Here is an 18,612-nt window from a genome sequence, read left to right on the forward strand (position 1 = left end):
AGGAGGATGCGGGTGCGTCACGGCCCGCGGCTCGACATGATCTGCTGGAACGCCGGATCCTGGACGATCAGCGTCAGCACGAGCACGCTGGTGATCACGGTGGCCACGACCGCCCCGACGATCGGCACCCAGAACGCCAGGCGCTTGCGCTTCACGAGCTCGAGCGAGATCCACGCGGCCAGCACGAAGACGACGATGTTCACGACGTTGACCGCGATGCCGATGACGGACGTCTGCGGCGTCACCTCGTATGTGCCACCGCCGAACAGCGCGTACGACTGGTTGATGGCCTGCGACGGATCCGCGTTGGCGCCGATGCTGCCGGCCACGTTCACGAGGCCCGCGGCGAGCAGGCCGACCGTGATGGCCGCGTCGAAGCGCCGCGGTGCGCGGCGCGGCTCCTGGCCGGCGAGGTAGGCGGGGCGCTCCGGGCGGGTGCCCGGGGCGGAGGCGGCGGGATCCGGCGCGGACGCGGTGCCCGGCGCACCGCGCGTGCCCCGGCGCTCGGCCGCGGCGGCCTTCTCGGCGGCGCGACGGGCGTCCGCCGCGGCCTTCTCCGCGTCGCGGCGCTCCGCCTGCTGGCGCTCGCGCGCGGCCTTGCGCTCCTCGGCCATCTGCTCGGCGAGGGACTGCGGGGCGGCCGACCTGCCGGCCTTCTTCCCACGACCGGCGGACGCCGGGGCGTCGCGCTCGGCCTGGGCGCGGCGGTACTCGGCGGCCTCCGCGACGATGCGCGCATCCGCCTCGGACAGCTCCGACGACGCGCCGGCATCCGGCGACGGCGACGCCGCGTACTCGCCGTAGCGCGGCGCGGGCCGACCGGGACGGCGCGTGCCGTCGTCGTCGCTCACGCGCGGGTGCGCCCGCCGATGGCGCGGGAGTCCGTGTTGCCGGACTGGTCCTTGCGCAGCTCCTTGGGGAGCGAGAACACGAGGTCCTCCTCGGCCGTGACGACCGCGGTGACGTCGCCGTAGCCGGCGTCGGCCAGGTCGTCGAGCAGCTCCTGCACGAGGACCTCGGGCACGGACGCGCCGCTCGTGACACCGACCGTCTGCACGCCGTCGAGCCACTCCTGCTTGACCTCGGACGCGTAGTCGACCCGGTAGGACGCCTTGGCGCCGTACTCGAGCGCGACCTCGACGAGGCGCACGGAGTTCGAGCTGTTCGCGGATCCGATGACGATCACGAGGTCGGCGTCGACCGCGACCTTCTTGATGGCGACCTGGCGGTTCTGCGTGGCGTAGCAGATGTCGTCGCTCGGCGGGTCCTGCAGGTTGGGGAAGCGGGCGCGGAGGCGGCGGACCGTCTCCATCGTCTCGTCGACCGAGAGCGTGGTCTGCGACAGCCAGACGAGGTTGTCGGGGTCCTTGACCTCGATGACGTCGGCGTGCTCCGGGGAGTTGACGACGATGGTCTGCTCGGGTGCCTCGCCCGCGGTGCCCTCGACCTCCTCGTGGCCCTCGTGGCCGATGAGGAGGATCTGCATGTCGGCCTTGGCGAAGCGCACGGCCTCGCGGTGCACCTTGGTGACGAGGGGGCAGGTGGCGTCGATGGCCTGGAGGCCGCGGTCGGCCGCGCCCTGCACGACGGCAGGCGAGACGCCGTGCGCGCTGAAGACGACGTGGGCGCCCTCGGGGACCTCGTCGACCTCCTCCACGAACACCGCGCCCATGCGCTCGAGCGTCGAGACGACGTGCACGTTGTGGACGATCTGCTTCCGCACGTAGACGGGGGCGCCGTAGCGCTCGAGCGCCTTCTCGACGGCCACGACCGCGCGGTCGACGCCGGCGCAGTAGCCGCGGGGAGCGGCGAGCAGGACCTTCTTGGGTCCTGCCACCGGGTTATCCTTGAGCCTGTTGCGGACGCCGGGCATCCGCGGCATCGACAGGCTGACGACGGGTGCTCCCACGAGTCGCTGGTCAGTGGTCGCTGTAGTCACAGTCCCGAGTCTAAGCGCCCGTGCTGGGCGACGAGTGGGGGAGCCATGAGCGAGACGCGCAGCGTGTCCATGCCCGCGGCGGATGCCCCGACGGTCGACGCGCCGTGGCCCGTCTCGGTGCTGTCCGGGAAGATCAAGGGCTGGATCGACCGGCTCGGCACCGCATGGGTCGAGGGCGAGATCACCCAGTGGGGCGGATCCGGCGGCAACGTCTACGGGAAGCTCAAGGACCTCGACGTCGACGCCACCATCAGCTTCACCGTGTGGTCGTCGGTGCGGGCGAAGATCCCCGCCGACCTCGGCCAGGGCGCCCGCGTGGTCGCGCTCGTGAAGCCGAACTACTGGGTCAAGGGCGGCACGCTCACGATGCAGGTGCTCGAGATGCGCCACGTCGGCCTCGGCGACCTGCTCGAGCGGCTGGAGCGCCTGCGCCAGACGCTCCGCGCCGAGGGCCTCTTCGACGCCGACCGCAAGCGCCGCCTGCCGTTCCTCCCGGGCTGCATCGGCCTCATCACCGGCAAGGACTCGGACGCCGAGAAGGACGTGCTCCGGAACGCCCAGCTGCGCTGGCCGAGCGTCAGGTTCCGCGTCGTGCACACGGCGGTGCAGGGCGACCGGGCCGCCGGCGAGGTCACGCGCGCCATCGGGGTGCTCGACGAGGATCCCGAGGTCGACGTCATCGTCATCGCGCGCGGCGGCGGCGACTTCCAGAACCTGCTCGTCTTCAGCGACGAGGAGCTCGTGCGCACGGCGGCCGCGTGCCGCACGCCGCTCGTCAGCGCCATCGGGCACGAGGCCGACCGGCCGCTGCTCGACGACGTGGCCGACCTCCGCGCCTCCACCCCCACCGACGCCGCCAAGCGCGTCGTCCCGGACGTCTCCGAGGAGCTGTCGCGCGTGCAGCAGGCGCGAGCCCGAATCGGCATGCGCCTCACCTCGCAGGTGCGCGGCGAGATCGACCGCATCGAGCAGCTGCGGTCGCGGCCCGTCCTCGCGAGCACCGCGTGGATCGTCGACTCCCGCGCCGAGGAGCTCGGCCGCTACATCGCGCGCTCCGCGGAGCTCGCCGGCCGCGTCGTCGAGCGCGGGATGCAGCAGACGAGCGAGCTCTCCCGCCAGCTGCGCACGCTCTCGCCGCAGCACGTGCTCGACCGCGGCTACGCCATCGTGCAGACGGCCGACGGATCCGCCCTCCGCGCCCCCGAGGACGCGCCCGACGGCACCGGACTCGTGCTGCGGCTCGCCGCGGGCGCGCTCGGCGCCACCTCCACCGGCCCCACCGACGACATCCCGTCGTCGGCCGCGCGGCTGCCCTCCTCCCCCGCCCCGGACGCCCGGCCGGCGTCCGGCGCCGAAAGCTAGGATCACCCCCATGCCCACCAGCCCCGCCGACACCGGCGCACGCCTGCCCGACGTCTCCGAGCTCAGCTACGAGGAGGCGCGCGACGCCCTGGTGCGCGTCGTCAACGACCTCGAGCAGGGCACGTCCACGCTCGAGGAGTCGATCGCCCTGTGGGAGCGTGGCGAGGCCCTCGCGGCCCGCTGCGAGGAGTGGCTGCTCGGCGCCAAGGCGCGGCTCGACGCCGCCCGCACCACCGCGTCCGACGCCGGCTGACCGTGGCGAAGGACCGCACCCCGAACGTCGTCGCCGAGCTCGGCCGACCGGAGACGCCCGAGGAGACCGCCGCCCGCAAGGCCGCCGACTCCCGACGCCACCGCGCCAAGCAGACGTTCCGCAACCTGCTCTACTCGCTGATCGTCACGGTCGCGACCGTCGCCGTGATCGTCGCGCTGGTCCCCCGCTCGAACACCACGATCCTCCCCGACGTCGACTACGGCGCCGCGGCCGCCGAGGCCCAGGGCGGGTTCCCGCAGACGCTCGTGGTGCCCGACCTGCCGACCGCGTGGAAGAGCAACGACGCGGAGATCCGCCCGGCCGGCCGCGACGGCGTGGCCGTCTGGTACATCGGCCTCATCACGCCGAGCAACCGCTACATCGGCATCTCGCAGGGCATCGACGCGAACCCCACCTGGCTCGACGAGACGCTGCAGTCGGCCCCCGAGGTGAGCTCCGAGGAGATCGGCGGCCTCGAGTGGACCCTGTACGACAACTCGCAGGCGGACGACCCGGGCAACGTCGTCCTGGCGGCGAGCGCCGTCGACGGCGACAGCACGTACGCGATCTACGGCACGGCCGACGCGAACGAGCTCCGCACCGCCATTGACGCGGTCGCCGCCGCGCGCACCGCACCGGCGGGCACGACCCCGTCGCCCGCCGACGGCACGAACAGCACCACCGCACCGGAAGAGGGGATCGAGGGATGACGGACAAGGTCGAGGCCACGCAGGACGACGCCGTGCAGGCGCCCGCCGCAGTCTGGGCGGAGATGGTGGAGGGCAACGCGCGCTTCGTCGCCGGCACCCCCGAGCACCCGCGCCAGGACGTGGAGCGCCGCGCCGCTCTCGCCCACGTGCAGCGCCCGGTCGCCGCGCTGTTCGGCTGCAGCGACTCGCGCCTCGCGGCCGAGATCATCTTCGACAAGGGCCTCGGCGACCTCTTCGTGATCCGCAATGCCGGCCAGATCATCTCCGACTCCGTGCTCGGCAGCCTCGAGTACGCGGTCGCCGTGCTGGGCGTGCCGCTCATCGTGGTGCTCGGGCACGACGAGTGCGGTGCCGTGCGCGCCGCGATCGAGAGCGCCGCGCCCGGAGCCGAGGCTCTGCCGCCGCACATCGCGAACCTCATCGCGCCCATCGCGCCCGCCGTCCACCGCGTCGCGGGCGACCACGTCGTGCCCAGCGAGGTCGACGCCGGCGAGGTCGGCCGCCAGCACCTGCGCGGCACCGTGACCCGCATGCTGGAGGCCTCCGAGATGATCTCCGACCGGGTGGCGGCCGGTAGCCTGGCCATCGTCGGCGCCAACTACAAGCTCCTCGAGGGCACCGCGGTGCCCGACGTCATCGTGGGCGACATCCCTCGCTAGAGGGCCTGTCCGCGCCGACCCCCAGACCCCCGCGGCCCACGGGCCCGGGTGCATCACCCGTTCCCGAAGGAGAGAAGCAGCGTGGCCGACATCGCCCCAGGATCCCCGAGCAGCGCGGACGAGTTCCGCATCGAGCACGACACGATGGGCGAGGTGCGGGTCCCCCGGGATGCGCTGTACGCCGCCCAGACGCAGCGCGCCGTCGAGAACTTCCCCATCTCCGGCCGCGGGCTCGAGCCCGCGCAGATCCAGGCGCTCGCCCGCATCAAGCGCGCAGCCGCGATCGTGAACGGCGAGATGGGCATCATCGACGCCGACGTGTCGGCCGCCATCGTGGCCGCCGCCGACGAGGTGGCGGGCGGATCCCACCACGAGCACTTCCCCATCGACGTCTACCAGACGGGTTCCGGCACGAGCTCGAACATGAACATGAACGAGGTCCTCGCGGCCCTCGCGACCGCGTCGCTCGGCACGCCCGTGCACCCGAACGACCACGTCAACGCGTCGCAGTCGTCGAACGACGTCTTCCCGACCTCGGTGCACGTCGCCGTCACGGGCGCGCTCCTCGCCGAGCTGATCCCCGCCCTCGAGCACCTCGCGGAGGCCCTCGAGACCAAGGCCGAGGCGTGGAAGGGGCTCGTCAAGGCGGGCCGCACGCACCTCATGGACGCGACCCCGGTCACGTTCGGCCAGGAGTTCGCCGGCTACGCGCGCCAGATCCGCCTCGGCATCGAGCGCGTGCGCACGGCGCTCCCCCGCGTCGCGGAGGTCCCGCTCGGCGGCACGGCCACCGGCACAGGCATCAACACGCCGCTCGGGTTCCCGCAGAAGGTCATCACGGTGCTCGCGGACGACACCGGCCTCCCCGTCACCGAGGCGCTCGACCACTTCGAGGCGCAGGGCGCGCGCGACGGCCTCGTCGACGCATCCGGTGCGCTGCGCACCCTCGCGGTGAGCCTCACCAAGATCTGCAACGACATCCGCTGGATGGGCTCGGGCCCGAACACCGGCCTCGGCGAGCTGCACATCCCCGACCTGCAGCCCGGGTCGTCGATCATGCCCGGCAAGGTCAACCCGGTCATCCCGGAGGCCGTGCTCATGGTGTGCGCGCGCGTCATCGGCAACGACGCCACCGTCGCGTGGGCGGGCGCCTCGGGCCTGTTCGAGCTCAACGTCGCGATCCCCGTCATGGGCTCGTCGCTGCTCGAGTCGATCCGCATCCTCGCGTCCTCCACGCGCCTGCTCGCCGACAAGACCGTCGACGGCCTGCGCGTCAACGAGGAGCACGCCCGCGCGCTCGCGGAGTCGTCGCCGTCGATCGTCACGCCGCTCAACCGCATCATCGGCTACGAGGCCGCGGCGAAGATCGCGAAGCACTCGGTCGCGCAGAAGATGACCGTGCGCGAGGCCGTGGTGGACCTCGGCTACGTCGAGCGCGGCGAGATCACCGAGGAGCAGCTCGATGCGGGCCTCGACGTGCTGCGGATGACGGCGCCCGGCCTGTAGGCCGCGGATCCCGGATCCCGAGGGCCGACGCATGACCGCCGACCCGGCGGCCGCACGCGACCCGCTCGCGGCAGTCGACGCCGCCATCGCGGCGCACCCGCTCTCCTCTGAGCGGGTGACGCGGGCCAACGCGATCATCGAGGCGTCCGACGGCGATGACAAGGCAGGCGTCGAGGCGCGGCTGGCCGAGGAGCGCCTCCCCGATCTCGCGGAGCTCGGCAGGATCCAGGTCCGCCACTCGGTCAGCTGGTGGCGGCTCCACCGCCGCCGTCGGAGGATCCTCGCCCGGCTCGACCGCTAGCCGCACCGCACGGACGCCCACGGGCGCCGGTCCCCGCGGGGACCGGCGCCCGTCGTCATGCGCGGGGCAGGTGGATCACACGGGGTCGCCGTCGAGCAGCCCCGTGACGAGCGCCGCGATCGCGCTGCGCTCCGAGCGGGTGAGCGTGATGTGCCCGAACAGCTCGTGGCCCTTGAGCGTCTCGATGACGCTCGCGACGCCGTCGTGCCGGCCGACGCGGAGGTTGTCGCGCTGCGCCACGTCGTGCGTGAGCACCACGCGCGAGTTCTGGCCGATGCGGCTGAGCACCGTGAGCAGCACGTTCCGCTCGAGCGACTGCGCCTCGTCGACGATGACGAACGCGTCGTGCAGCGACCGCCCGCGGATGTGCGTGAGCGGCAGCACCTCGAGGATCCCGCGCTCCACCACCTCGTCCATGACGTTCTGCGAGACGACCGACCCGAGGGTGTCGAACACGGCCTGCGCCCACGGGTTCATCTTCTCGGCGGCGTCGCCCGGCAGGTAGCCGAGCTCCTGGCCGCCCACCGCGTACAGGGGCCGGAACACCATGATCTTGCGGTGCTGCTGCTTCTCCAGCACGGCCTCGAGCGCGGCGCAGAGGGCGAGCGCCGACTTGCCCGTGCCGGCGCTGCCGCCGAGGGACACGATGCCCACCTCGCGGTCGAGGAGCAGGTCGATCGCGAGGCGCTGCTCCGCGGAGCGCCCCTTGAGGCCGAAGACCTCGCGGTCGCCGCGCACCAGGTTCACGGTGCCGCGGCGGACGACGCGCCCGAGGGCGGATCCCCGGTCGGAGTGCAGCACGACGCCCGTGTTCACGGGCAGGTCCTGCACGACGCGCGTCTGGAGCGACTCGCCGTCGTAGAGGTCGGCCATCTGCTCGCTGGAGAGGGTGACGTCGGCCATGCCCGTCCAGCCGCTGTCCACGGCGAGCTCGGCGCGGTACTCCTCCGCCTGCAGCCCGATGGAGGCGGCCTTCACGCGGAGCGGCATGTCCTTCGAGACGACCGTGACCGCGAGGCCCTCGGTCGACAGGTTCAGCGCGACCGCGAGGATCCGGGAGTCGTTGTCGCCGAGCTGCAGGCCGTTCGGGAGCGCGGACATGCTCGAGTGGTTGAGCTCCACCCGCAGCGTGCCGCCGGACTCGCCCACCTCGATGGGGAAGTCGAGCCGCTCGTGCTCCTCGCGGAGCTGGTCGAGGAGGCGCAGGGCCTGCCGCGCGAAGTAGCCGATCTCCGGGTCGTTCCGCTTCGACTCGAGCTCGGTGATCACGATGACCGGGATCACCACCGCGTGCTCGGCGAAGCGGAAGAGCGCCCGCGGGTCGGACAGGAGGACGGAGGTGTCGAGCACGTACGTGCGCTCGGCCTGCGGCGTCCCCTCCTGCCTGCTCGCGCGTCGTGCGGTGCTGCTCTGGCTGTCCATCGGGGCCACGGGCCACTCCATCCCCGAGCGGTCGCGCTCGGATCCTGACGGCGATCGGGCCACGGTGGCGAGAAGAGATCCTGCGGCCCTCTCGATCGGGCGCCATGCCCGATGAGTGCGAACCTACGTCGCGCACCGCCGACATGACCAGAGCGACGCGGGTCCGGATGTGTCGTGGACATTAACTCTTGCCCGGCGCGGCGGATCGAGCGCGTCGGCGGCCCGGATCGAGCGCCTCAGGAGCCGAAGCGCCGCTGCCGGGAGGAGTAGTCGCGCAGGGCCCGGAGGAAGTCGACCTCGCGGAGGTCCGGGCCCAGCGCCTCCATGAAGTAGAGCTCGCTGTGCGCCGACTGCCACAGCATGAAGTCGCTGATGCGCTGCTCGCCCGAGGTGCGGATGACGAGATCCGGATCCGGCTGCCCGCTCGTGTACAGGTGCTCGCCGATGAGGTCGGGGGTGAGGAGCGCCGCGAGGTCCTCCAGGGTGCCGCCCGCGAGGTGGTGCTGCTGCACGATGCTGCGCATGGCGTCGGCGATCTCGGTGCGCCCGCCGTAGCCGACGGCCAGGTTGATGTGGAGCCCGGCGTTGCCCTTCGAGCGCTCCTCGGAGGCGTCGAGCCGGGCGATGAGCTCGAGCGGCAGCCCCTCGTCGGAGCCGACGTGCTTGACGCGCCAGTCGCGGTGCCGGGAGAGGTCCTCCGCGAGCTCGCCGATGATGTCGATGAGCGCAGTGAGCTCGGCGCTGCCGCGGCCCGTGAGGTTGTCGGTCGAGAGCAGGTACAGCGTGGTGACCTTGATGTCGAGGTCGTCGCACCACTCGAGGAACTCGAGGAACTTGGCCGCTCCCGCGCGGTGCCCGTGCGCCGCGGACTCGAGCCCGAGCTGGCGGGCCCAGCGGCGGTTCCCGTCGAGGATCATCGCGATGTGGTGCGGCAGCGCGTTCCGGTCGAGGCCGCGGCGGATGCGCTTCTGGTACGCCCGGTAGAGCAGACCGCGCCACGGTCGGATCGGCTTCTCTCGCACGGGGGCAACGCTATCCCACGCGCCCGGGAGCCGGATCGCCCTCCCGGCCGACGTCGTGGACGGCTGTCCTACACTCGCAGGATGACGCGCGACGCCTCCGCCCCCGGACCGCTCGGCAGCCCGGAGGACGCGTCGCTGGATGAGCAGGCGCACGTCGTGCACCTCCCGCTCGTCGAGGACGCGCAGGACGCGGGCCCCGAGCCCAAGCCGACATGGCGCGGCTGGCTGCACGCGGGCATGACCCCGGTGGCCCTCGTGCTCGGGATCGTGCTCATCGCGGTCGCCGACGGGGCCGCGGCGAAGATCGCGTGCGCCGTGTTCGTGGCGTCGTCGCTGCTCCTGTTCGGCGTCTCGGCCGTGTACCACCGGTTCGACTGGTCGCCGCGGGCGAGGATCCTCCTCAAGCGGATGGACCACGCCAACATCTTCCTGCTCATCGCGGGCTCGTACACGCCCATCACGGTCCTCGCGCTGCCGCACGAGAAGTCGGTGCTGCTGCTCTGGCTGGTGTGGTCGGGCGCGGCGATCGGCGTGCTGTTCCGCGTGCTCTGGATCCACGCCCCGCGCTGGCTCTACGTGCTGCTGTACCTCGTGCTCGGCTACGCGTCGCTCGTGTTCATCGTCGACTTCTTCCGCGCCGACGCGGCCATGATGACGCTCATCCTCGCGGGCGGCCTCGCGTACACGGTCGGCGCGGTGGCCTACGCGCTGAAGCGGCCGAACCCCTGGCCCGGCCGCTTCGGCTTCCACGAGATCTTCCACGCGTTCACCCTCGTGGCGTTCCTCTGCCACTGGACCGGCATCCTCCTCGTGGCGACGCACCCGCCCGTCGTCTGACCGGGCGGGCGCGTCGACCGCCCGCTACAGGTACGGCTGCACGTTCTCCGTGTAGGCGCTCGTGAGCTGCGTCGCGGCGGCCGGGAAGACCGCGGCCGGGTCGGCATCCTGCGTGAGGATCTGCGACCACGGCTGCTGCAGGTACGTGTCGCCGTTGGGGATCAGCGTGCGCGCCCAGTCCTGCGAGCGCACGTGCTCGAGGCTGTCGTACACGGTGCGGAAGGCCGGGTTCGACGCCCAGAAGCCCGTGAGGTCGGTCGACTCGCCCGCGGAGGTGCGGGAGGGCGCGTAGCCGGTCTTCTTCGCCAGGGCGACCTGCTGGTCGACCTCGGTGAGGTGCTTGATGAACATGGCCGCGGCGAGCTGCTGCTCCTTGGTCTTGCTGCCGATGACCGCGAGGCCCGTGCCGCCCGTGGGGACGAACTGGCCCTGGGGGCCGCCCGGCAGCACGCCCGTGCCGATGGGGAACTTCGCGCTCGCGGTGACGATGCCGACCGCACCCGCCGAGGCGATGGTGCAGGGTGCGAGCCCGCCCGCGAAGTCGACCGCGGTGTCGCCGCTGGCCGCCGCGACGTTCGCGATCTTGGAGTCGAAGACGAGGCCGCGCGCGTAGCCGGCCGCCTCGAGCGTCTCGGGCTGGTCGAGCTTCAGGTCCCAGCCGTCGGAGTACTGGCCGCCGCGACCCCAGAGGACGTTGCTCATCGCCCAGGTGCCGATGGATCCCTGCGGCAGGCGCACCGCGGGGTTGCCGCCGGTGACCTTCATGATCGCGGGCGCCCACTCCTCGAGCTCGGCCCAGGTGTCGGGCGCGCGGTCGGGGAGGCCGGCCTTCTGCCAGATCGACTTGTCGTAGTAGAAGATCGGCGTGGAGCGGGCGTACGGCACCGCGTAGCGCGCTCCGTTGTACAGGTAGTCGTCGAGGAACACCTTGTTGAAGTCGTCGACCTCGAAGCCGAGGTGCGACATGAGGCCGTCCATCGCGATCGACTGCTTGTTCACCATGTAGCGGAACCACCAGGTGTCGCTGGCGTTCACCATGTCGGGCATGCTGTCGGTGCCCGCGGCCGCCTGCAGCTTCTGCGCGATCTCGTCGTAGCTCGCGCCGCCCGTCACCACGTTGACGGTGATGCCGGTCTTCGCGAGGAAGTCCGCCGCGAACTGCGCCTCGAGATCAGAGGTCTGGCCGGGGTGCGTGGTCCACCACGTGATGTCGGTGGCGGGCTGGATCCCGTCCCAGTCGGTGTCGGGGGCCGCGGTGGCCGCCGTGTCGCCGCCGACCGACGGGCCGGAGCAGGCGGCGAGCATCGCGGTGCCGCCGAGGACGGCGCCGAGCTTCAGCACGCTGCGGCGGTCGAACGGGCGGGCGGCGAAGCCGCCGAGGGCCGAGCGGGGATCGATGGGCATGGTTCTCCTGGGTTCGGGATGCGGGTCGAGCGGGGAGGTGGTGAGGCGGGAGGGAGGTGCGTCAGCCGGTCACGGCGCCGGCGGTGAGACCGCCGACGATGCGCCGCTGGAAGACGAGGAAGACGGCGAGCACGGGGATCGTCACGATGACGGTGCCCGCCATGAGCACGCCCCAGTTGGTGATGCCGGTGGTGTCCTGGAGCAGGGTGAGGCCGACGGGGAGCGTCATCATGCGCGGGTCGGTGGTGACGAGGAGCGGCCAGAGGTAGTCGTTCCACTCGCCGACGATGGAGACCAGCGCGACCGCGGCGATCGTGGGGCCCGACATGGGGATCACGAACGACCACAGGCGGCGGAGGTGCCCGGCCCCGTCCATGGAGGCGGCCTCGAGCACGGAGCCCGGCAGCGTTTGGAAGTGCTGGCGGAACAGGAACGTTCCGTACGCGCTCGCGACGCCGGGGAGGATGAGGCCCGGGTAGGTGTTGATCCAGCCGAGGCCCGCGATGACCTGGTAGTTCGGGATCATCACGATCTGCTGGGGCACGAGGAGCGCGAGGATCACGACGCCGAACCACACGTTCTTGAACGGCACGCGGATGAAGACCAGCGCGTAGGCGGTCATCAGGCCGAGCAGCACCTTGAGGCCCGAGCCCGCGATCGTCTTGATGAGGCTGTTGGTCGCGAGCGTGGAGAAGGAGACGGTGTCGGACGCGGTCGCGTAGTTCGTCGGGGCGAAGGACGACGGCAGGAGCTTGAGCGGCAGCGAGTAGATCTCGCCGAAGTCCTTGAAGCTCGTGAGCACCATCCAGACGAGCGGGAGGAGCATGACGACCACCGCGAGGGCGAGCGCGAGGTAGGTGCCGGCGAGGGGCGGGCGGGCGGATCCGGACGCGCCAGGGCGGCGGCCGCCGGAGCGCGGACGGCGCGACCCTGCGGTCGCCCCCGCGGGCTCGGGACGGGCGAGGGTCGTGGTCACGAGTAGTGCACCTTCCGCTGGACGATCACGAGCTGGACGAGCGTGACGACGAGCAGCACGAGGAAGAGGATCGTGGCGACGGCGGACGAGTAGCCGGCCCGTCCGGCCACGAAGCCCTCGTGGTAGATCTGGTACATCATCGTGGTGGTCCCCTGCAGCGGCCCGCCCTTGGTCATGGCGCTGATGAGGTCGAAGGTCTGCAGCGAGCTCAGCAGGGTGGTCACGCTGAGGAAGAACGTGGTCGGGCTGAGCAGCGGCAGCACCACGCGGAGGAACGTGCGGACGCGACCCGCGCCGTCGAGGGCGGCAGCGTCGAGCAGGTCCTTCGGCACCGCCTGGAGGCCCGCGAGGTAGATGAGGGCGCAGTAGCCGAGGTCGCGCCACACCTGCACGGTGGTGACCATGGCGAGGGCGGCGCCCGGGTCGCTGTACCAGTCGGGCGACGGGAGCCCGACGAACTGGAGGCCCGCCGAGATCAGGCCGAAGTTCGGGTCGAAGACGTAGAGCCAGAGGAAGCCGACGGCCACGCCGGAGAGCACGTACGGCGCGACGATGATGGTGCGCACGGGCCCGCGCAGCCGGATCCTCCTGTTGAGCAGCACCGCGACGCCGAGCCCCAGCACCATCGAGCCGACCACCGTCACGCCGGTGAAGATCAGCGTGACCCGTATGACGGTGGGCGTCTGCGGGTCCTGGAACCAGGCGACGTAGTTGGCGAGGCCGACCTCGCGGGCCACCGAGGAGCCGATGTTCCACTGCAGCGTCGAGTAGTAGAAGGACTCGAGCAGGGGCTTGTAGGTGAAGACCGCGAGCAGCAGCACGTTCGGGCCGACGAAGGCGAGGAACAGCAGGCCGTCGCGCAGTCGGCCCGGGCGACGACGGCGCGGGCGCGGCGCGGCGGCGGGGCGCGTGGCGACCTCGGGGATCGTCGAGGACACCTCTCCGGGCGGTGGCGCGACCCGGGCGGGCGCGGGGGCGTGCGTCATGTCCGACCTCCTCTGGCGACACGAGGAGGGAACGTTCCCTTCGTGCCTGGCAAAGCTAAGGAGGACGGGTTAACGGCGCACGACGAACGGGTGGCGAGCGGGCGGACGCGCGACGGCCGGCGTCCCCCCTATGGGGGACGGCCGGCGGAGGTCGGTCCGGCGCGGCGGAGGGGCGCCGGTCAGCCGCGGGGCGGGGCCGCCGGGCCGTCCGGATCCACGGTGCCGTCGGCGTCGGGGGTCGCAGGGCCCGTCGTCCCGCGGTCGCGCTCGGGCGCGGCGTCACGGGCGAGGTCGGCCTCGAGCTTCTCCGCCTCGAGGCGCCCGCGGATCTCCTCGCGGTAGCGCGTGCGGCGGATCCGGCGGGTCATGTCGACCATGAGCAGCAGCACCATGACGGCCACGAAGAAGATCGCGATGAAGCCGACCGGGCCGGGCGAGACGGTGTCCGGGTCGAACTCCGCGGTGGGCGTCGGGCTCGGGGTGGTGACCGCCGCGGCGACGCGCAGGACGATGTCGGCGCCCATCACGCGACGGCCGCCTGCTCGTCGTCGACGATTCCGGCGAAGAGGTCGTGCTCCTCGTCGGGCGCGGGGACGCGCGACTCCACGAGCTGGAAGTCCTCGAACGGCCAGGCCCGCTGCTGCAGGTCGCGCGGCCAGCGGAAGAACGAGCTGTCGGGCGCCACCTGGCTCGCGTGCGAGAGCAGGGCACGGTCGCGGGCCTCGAAGTGGTCGGCGACGTGCACGTGCGTCGTCGCGAGGTCGGGACGGTCGCCCATCCAGCCGAGCATCTCGTCGACGGCCTCGAGCATCTCCGGAGCGGCGTCGCCGGCGACCAGGTGCTCGCGCACGGCGCGGAGCTTGGCGCCGTTGAAGATCCGGTCGAAGTAGAGCTTGGAGATCTCCCACGGCTCGCCCGCGTCGGGGTAGGAGCCCGCGACGCCGGACTCGCGCCACGCCTCCATCGCGACCACGTGCGCCTGGATGTGGTCGGGATGCGGGTAGCCGCCGTTCTCGTCGTACGCCACGAGCACATGCGGGCGGAACTCGCGCACCAGTCGGATGAGCGGCTCGGCCGAGACCTCCACCGGGATGCTCGCGAACGACGCGGGCGGCAGGGAGCCGTCCTCGCGCGCCATGCCGGAGTCGACGTAGCCGAGCCAGCGGTGCTGCACGCCCATGACGGCCTGCGCGCGCGCCATCTCGATGCGGCGGAGGCCCGGCAGGTCGCGCTCGGCCATCGCGCGCTCGGCGAGGCCCTCGTTGAGGATGTCGCCGGCCTCGCCGCCCGTGCAGCTGACGACCATGACCTCGGCGCCCTGGCGCGTGTAGTGGGCGTACGTCGCCGCGCCCTTGCTGGACTCGTCGTCGGGGTGGGCGTGCACGGCCATGAGGCGCAGGGTCACGGGGCTCCAAGCGTGGGGAAGGTAGTCTGGATCCCCAGAGTACAAGGTGCGTGTGAGGAGATCGCCGTGACGACCGAGTCCCGCTCCCCCGCCCCCGCGGCACCGCACGCGGACGACGACGAGACCGTCGAGCACCGCGTCCCCGCCCCGCGATCGAGCGCCGCGCTCGACGAGCGGTACGGGCGCACGCGGCCCGCCCGGATCCGCCAGCGCTGGCTCTACGGCACGGCCGGCGGCCTCGTCGCGCTGGTGTTCGGCGCGTGGGTGCTGTGGGCCGGGCTCGACCAGGCGTCGGGGAACATCGACGCCACCGACCGCGCCTTCGACATCGTCGACGACCGCACCATCGACGTCACCTTCTCCGTCGTCATGCCCGCCGGCACGGAGGCCTTCTGCGCGGTGCAGGCGCAGGACGAGCAGCGCTCCATCGTCGGCTGGAAGGTCGTCGAGCTGCCGGCCCAGGACGGCTTCGAGCGCATGGAGACGGTGCGCCTCCGCACCACCGGTCCCGCGGTGACCGGGTTGATCCACAGCTGCTGGCCCGCCTAGAGTGGGGGATTCGCCTCGACGGTTCCGTCGGGGCGTCCGTGCGAGTGCAAGGAGTCCAACGTGGCGCAGGAGCAGGCAGTCACCTGGCTGACCCAGGAGGCGTTCGACCGCCTCAGCAGGGAGCTCGACACCCTCAGCGTGCAGGGCCGCGAGGAGATCGCGAAGAAGATCGAGATCGCCCGCGAGGAGGGCGACCTCAAGGAGAACGGCGGCTACCACGCCGCCAAGGAGGAGCAGGGCAAGATCGAGGCGCGCATCCGCCAGCTCACGCAGCTGCTGCGGACGGCCGAGGTTGGCGACGCCCCCGAGAGCCACGGCGTCGTGGAGCCCGGAACGGTCGTCACCGCGCTCATCGCCGGCGACGAGACGAAGTTCCTGCTCGGCAACCGCGAGATCGCGGGCGACAGCGACCTCGACGTCTACAGCGAGCAGTCGCCGCTCGGCGCCGCCATCATCGGCTGGGAGGTCGGGCAGAAGGGCGCGTACACCGCGCCGAACGGCCGCGAGATCCCCGTCGAGATCCAGGCCGTGGAGAACTACACGCCGTAGGGCGAGCGGCACGATGACGAGGGGCGCGGACCATGTGGTCCGCGCCCCTCCTCGCGTGCGCGTCGCTCAGTCGCGCTGGAGGCGCGGGTCGTAGCCCGCGTCGCGCAGGCGCTGGACGACCTCGCCCGTGTGCTCGGGTCCGCGCGTCTCCACGCTCACCTCGAGCTCGACCTCGCTGATCTGCAGGCCGCGGCCGTGGCGCGTGTGCAGCACCTCGACGACGTTCGCGTTCGCCTCGGAGATGATCTGCGAGGTGCGCGCGAGCTGGCCAGGGCGGTCGGGCAGCATGATCCGCAGCTTCACGTAGCGGTCGCTCGCGGCGAGGCCGCGGCTGATGACGCGCTCCATCATGAGCGGGTCGATGTTGCCGCCCGAGAGGATCACGACGGTGCGGCCGGCGTCCGTCACGAGCCCCGCGAGGATGGCCGCGACGCCCACGGCGCCCGCGGGCTCGACCACGAGCTTCGCGCGCTCGAGGAGCAGCAGCAGGGCGCGCGCGGTGTCGTCGTCCTCGACCGTGACGACCTCGTCGACGCTCTCGCGGATGATGTCGAAGTTGAGCAGGCCGGGCTTCGCGACCGCGATGCCGTCGGCGATGGTCGGCGTGATCTCGATCTCGGTCGCGCGGCCCGCGGCGAGGGACGGCGGGTAGGCGGCGGCGTTGCGCGCCTGGACGCCGACGACGCGGATCGTGCGTCCCTCCTCGGCGGCGCGCAGCTTGAGCGCGGTCGCGACGCCGGAGATCAGCCCGCCGCCGCCGATCGGGACGACGACGGTCTCCACGTCGGGCGTCTGGTCGAGGATCTCGAGGCCGAGCGTTGCCTGGCCCGTGATGACGTCCTCGTGGTCGAACGGCGGGATGAGCACGGCGCCCGTCTGCGCGGCGAACTCGGCGGCGGCGAGGAGCGGCTCGGCGACCGTGTGCCCGCGCAGGATGACCTCGGCGCCGTACTGGCGGGTGGCCTGCAGCTTGGGGAGCGCGACGCCCACGGGCATGAAGATCGTGGCGCGGATCCCGAGCTCGCGCGCCGCGAACGCCACGCCCTGCGCGTGGTTGCCGGCCGACGCGGCCACGACGCCGCGCGCCTTCTCCTCGTCGGTGAGGCGCGAGATGCGGTTGTAGGCGCCGCGGATCTTGTACGAGCCGGTGCGCTGCAGGTTCTCGCACTTCAGGTGCACGGGGCTGCCGAGGATCTCCGCGAGGAACCGCGAGGACTCCATCGGCGTCACCTCGGCGACGCGGCTGACGACCTGGCGGGCTGCCTCGATGCGCGCGAGCGTGGGCGCGGATCCGCGGGGCAGCTCCCCGGCGAGCGCCGCGGCGTCCTCCCCCAGCTGCGACGGGTCGAGCTCGTCGCCGACGGCGCGCAGGTGCGGCAGGTCGGCGTGCGGCGCGGCGGCAGCCTCTTCGGCGGGGGTCCGGGCGGGTGCGGCGTCGGTCATCGGGTGGGCTTCCTCGGGTTCGGGCGGCGGGTGGCGTGCGCGGCGTCGGCGGGGACCGCGGGAGGCGGCGGCTCGGGCTGCCCCCGCCACGCCCCGCTGGCGACGTGCTTGACCATGGAGTTGAGGGTCGCGACGAGCGGCACGGCGAAGAAGGTGCCCGCGATGCCGGCGACCATGCCGCCGGCCGCCACCGAGAGCACGACCGCGAGCGGATGCACCTTGACGACCGAGCCCATGATGAGCGGCTGGAGGACGTGGCCCTCGACCTGCTGCACGAGGAGCACGATGCCGACCATGATGAGCGCCTGCGTCAGCCCGTTGTAGACGAGGGCCACGAACACGGCGAGCGTACCCGTGACGACCGCGCCGACGATCGGGATGAACGACCCGAGGAACACCAGCACGCCGATGGGGATCGCGAGCGGCACCCCGATGATCGCGGCGCCGCCGGCGATGCCGACCGCGTCGATGAGGGCGACGAGCACCTGCACCTTCACGAAGTTCTGCAGCGTGCTCCAGCCGGCCTTGCCCGCGCCGTCGACCGCGGGACGTGCGAGCCGCGGGAAGAGACGCACGACCCAGCGCCACATGCCCGCGCCGTCGATGAGGATGAAGAGGGTCGAGAAGAGCACCAGCAGCACGCCCGTGAGCACGTGACCGAGCGACGAGGTGACGGAGAGGGCGCCGCTGAGGAGCGCGCCCGCGTCCCGCTGCACGGCGTCGACCGCCTGCGCGTACGCGTCGTTGAGCTGCTGCTCGGACAGCTGGAGCGGGCCGTCGGTGAGGAAGCCGCGGAGGTCGGCGTAGCGCGTGAGCGTCTGCGCGCGGAGGGAGTCGTACTGGCCGATGATCTGCGTCGTCACGAGGTAGACCAGGGCGGCGACCGCGACGATCACGCCGATCTCAGAGATCGCGACCGCCAGCCACTTGGGCACGTGGTGGCGCTGCATCCAGTTCGAGATGGGGACGAGCAGGGCCGCGAGCACGATGGCGAGGAACAGCGGGATGACCACGTACTCGAGCTGGATCACGAGCCACGCCACGACCCCGAGCACGCCCAGGATGAGGAGCACCCGCCACGCCCACGCGCCCGCGATGACCATCCCGGGCGGAACGGTCTCGGCGACGGTGCGCGCGACGGGCTGGACGGAGTCGATGTCGGGCTCGGCGGGCGGCTCGGCCGCGCGGGCGGCTGCCGCGGCGCGCGCGCGGGATCGCTGGCCGAAGATCATGCTGGGAGTCTAGGACGGGCCTTCCGTGCGGCCGCTCCCCGCCGGGCCGATGCCGCC

20 protein-coding genes are annotated in these 18,612 nt (G+C 72.3%); 9 read left to right on the plus strand and 11 right to left on the minus strand.

Annotated features, from left to right (window positions below; genetic code table 11):
• Window positions 1-17: 17 nt before the first annotated feature.
• Together K0V08_RS06980 and K0V08_RS06985 are read right to left on the minus strand one after the other, a co-directional pair.
• Window positions 18-851 (minus strand): DUF6264 family protein, encoded by an 834-nt coding sequence (locus tag K0V08_RS06980; protein WP_079534417.1) that lies wholly within the window; start codon window positions 849-851, stop codon window positions 18-20.
• A complete protein-coding gene (locus K0V08_RS06985) occupies window positions 848-1,882 on the minus strand; it encodes a 4-hydroxy-3-methylbut-2-enyl diphosphate reductase (protein WP_043560941.1) in 1,035 nt (344 codons plus the stop codon). The genes K0V08_RS06980 and K0V08_RS06985 overlap by 4 nt, the downstream gene beginning before the upstream one ends.
• Before the next feature lie 102 nt (window positions 1,883-1,984).
• On the opposite strand from K0V08_RS06985, the gene xseA reads away from it, so the two are divergent.
• The 6 genes from xseA (at window position 1,985) to K0V08_RS07015 (ending at window position 6,730) form a co-directional block, all read left to right on the plus strand.
• A complete protein-coding gene (gene xseA / locus K0V08_RS06990; protein ID WP_079534415.1) occupies window positions 1,985-3,301 on the plus strand; it encodes an exodeoxyribonuclease VII large subunit in 1,317 nt (438 codons plus the stop codon).
• 10 nt (window positions 3,302-3,311) lie between these two features.
• The gene (locus K0V08_RS06995) at window positions 3,312-3,554 is read left to right on the plus strand and encodes an exodeoxyribonuclease VII small subunit (RefSeq protein ID WP_079534413.1); all 243 of its coding nucleotides are present in this window, start codon (window positions 3,312-3,314) and stop codon (window positions 3,552-3,554) included.
• Window positions 3,555-3,556: 2 nt separating this feature from the next.
• Complete coding sequence (locus K0V08_RS07000) at window positions 3,557-4,264, plus strand: DUF4245 domain-containing protein (protein ID WP_079534411.1); 708 nt, start codon at window positions 3,557-3,559, stop codon at window positions 4,262-4,264.
• A complete protein-coding gene (locus K0V08_RS07005; RefSeq protein WP_012038922.1) occupies window positions 4,261-4,923 on the plus strand; it encodes a carbonic anhydrase in 663 nt (220 codons plus the stop codon). Before K0V08_RS07000 ends, K0V08_RS07005 begins: the two co-directional genes overlap by 4 nt.
• An 81-nt stretch (window positions 4,924-5,004) precedes the next feature.
• Complete coding sequence (locus tag K0V08_RS07010; protein WP_079534409.1) at window positions 5,005-6,429, plus strand: class II fumarate hydratase; 1,425 nt, start codon at window positions 5,005-5,007, stop codon at window positions 6,427-6,429.
• A gap of 31 nt (window positions 6,430-6,460) precedes the next feature.
• Window positions 6,461-6,730, plus strand: coding sequence for a hypothetical protein (locus K0V08_RS07015; RefSeq protein ID WP_012038924.1), 270 nt, complete (start codon window positions 6,461-6,463; stop codon window positions 6,728-6,730).
• A 75-nt stretch (window positions 6,731-6,805) separates the two neighbouring features.
• Here the strand turns inward: K0V08_RS07015 and K0V08_RS07020 are convergent, their stop codons facing one another.
• Window positions 6,806-8,152: a PhoH family protein gene (locus tag K0V08_RS07020; protein WP_043561848.1), complete on the minus strand. Its 1,347-nt coding sequence runs from the start codon at window positions 8,150-8,152 to the stop codon at window positions 6,806-6,808.
• Window positions 8,153-8,388: 236 nt separating this feature from the next.
• Window positions 8,389-9,174 (minus strand): isoprenyl transferase, encoded by a 786-nt coding sequence (locus tag K0V08_RS07025; protein WP_012038926.1) that lies wholly within the window; start codon window positions 9,172-9,174, stop codon window positions 8,389-8,391.
• Window positions 9,175-9,255: 81 nt separating this feature from the next.
• Between K0V08_RS07025 and trhA the strand changes: the two genes are divergently transcribed.
• On the plus strand, window positions 9,256-10,011 hold the full coding sequence (trhA, locus tag K0V08_RS07030) for a PAQR family membrane homeostasis protein TrhA (RefSeq protein WP_079534407.1): 756 nt from the start codon (window positions 9,256-9,258) through the stop codon (window positions 10,009-10,011).
• A gap of 24 nt (window positions 10,012-10,035) precedes the next feature.
• Here the strand turns inward: trhA and K0V08_RS07035 are convergent, their stop codons facing one another.
• The 5 genes from K0V08_RS07035 to mca form a co-directional block, all read right to left on the minus strand.
• A complete protein-coding gene (locus K0V08_RS07035; RefSeq protein WP_012038928.1) occupies window positions 10,036-11,415 on the minus strand; it encodes an extracellular solute-binding protein in 1,380 nt (459 codons plus the stop codon).
• A gap of 61 nt (window positions 11,416-11,476) precedes the next feature.
• Entirely contained in the window at window positions 11,477-12,391 is a 915-nt protein-coding gene (locus K0V08_RS07040) for a carbohydrate ABC transporter permease (RefSeq protein WP_079534405.1), read from the minus strand.
• Window positions 12,388-13,377: a carbohydrate ABC transporter permease gene (locus K0V08_RS07045; RefSeq protein WP_079534403.1), complete on the minus strand. Its 990-nt coding sequence runs from the start codon at window positions 13,375-13,377 to the stop codon at window positions 12,388-12,390. Before K0V08_RS07045 ends, K0V08_RS07040 begins: the two co-directional genes overlap by 4 nt.
• A gap of 179 nt (window positions 13,378-13,556) precedes the next feature.
• Window positions 13,557-13,901, minus strand: coding sequence for a hypothetical protein (locus tag K0V08_RS07050; protein WP_012038931.1), 345 nt, complete (start codon window positions 13,899-13,901; stop codon window positions 13,557-13,559).
• Window positions 13,901-14,767 (minus strand): mycothiol conjugate amidase Mca, encoded by an 867-nt coding sequence (gene mca, locus K0V08_RS07055; RefSeq protein ID WP_079534696.1) that lies wholly within the window; start codon window positions 14,765-14,767, stop codon window positions 13,901-13,903. The genes K0V08_RS07050 and mca overlap by 1 nt, the downstream gene beginning before the upstream one ends.
• Window positions 14,768-14,848: 81 nt before the next feature.
• Here mca and K0V08_RS07060 point away from each other — a divergent pair, with 81 nt between their 5' ends.
• Together K0V08_RS07060 and greA are read left to right on the plus strand one after the other, a co-directional pair.
• The gene (locus K0V08_RS07060; RefSeq protein ID WP_012038933.1) at window positions 14,849-15,331 is read left to right on the plus strand and encodes a DUF4307 domain-containing protein; all 483 of its coding nucleotides are present in this window, start codon (window positions 14,849-14,851) and stop codon (window positions 15,329-15,331) included.
• A 60-nt stretch (window positions 15,332-15,391) separates the two neighbouring features.
• On the plus strand, window positions 15,392-15,880 hold the full coding sequence (greA, locus tag K0V08_RS07065) for a transcription elongation factor GreA (protein WP_012299701.1): 489 nt from the start codon (window positions 15,392-15,394) through the stop codon (window positions 15,878-15,880).
• 66 nt (window positions 15,881-15,946) lie between these two features.
• On the opposite strand, the gene ilvA is transcribed toward greA, so the two are convergent.
• Window positions 15,947-17,323: a threonine ammonia-lyase gene (gene ilvA, locus K0V08_RS07070; RefSeq protein WP_079534401.1), complete on the minus strand. Its 1,377-nt coding sequence runs from the start codon at window positions 17,321-17,323 to the stop codon at window positions 15,947-15,949.
• On the minus strand, window positions 17,320-18,555 hold the full coding sequence (locus K0V08_RS07075) for an AI-2E family transporter (protein ID WP_012038936.1): 1,236 nt from the start codon (window positions 18,553-18,555) through the stop codon (window positions 17,320-17,322). The genes ilvA and K0V08_RS07075 overlap by 4 nt, the downstream gene beginning before the upstream one ends.
• Window positions 18,556-18,612: the final 57 nt, after the last annotated feature.

Source organism: Clavibacter michiganensis, from assembly GCF_021216655.1.
In the GTDB taxonomy this organism is placed as follows: domain Bacteria; phylum Actinomycetota; class Actinomycetes; order Actinomycetales; family Microbacteriaceae; genus Clavibacter; species Clavibacter michiganensis.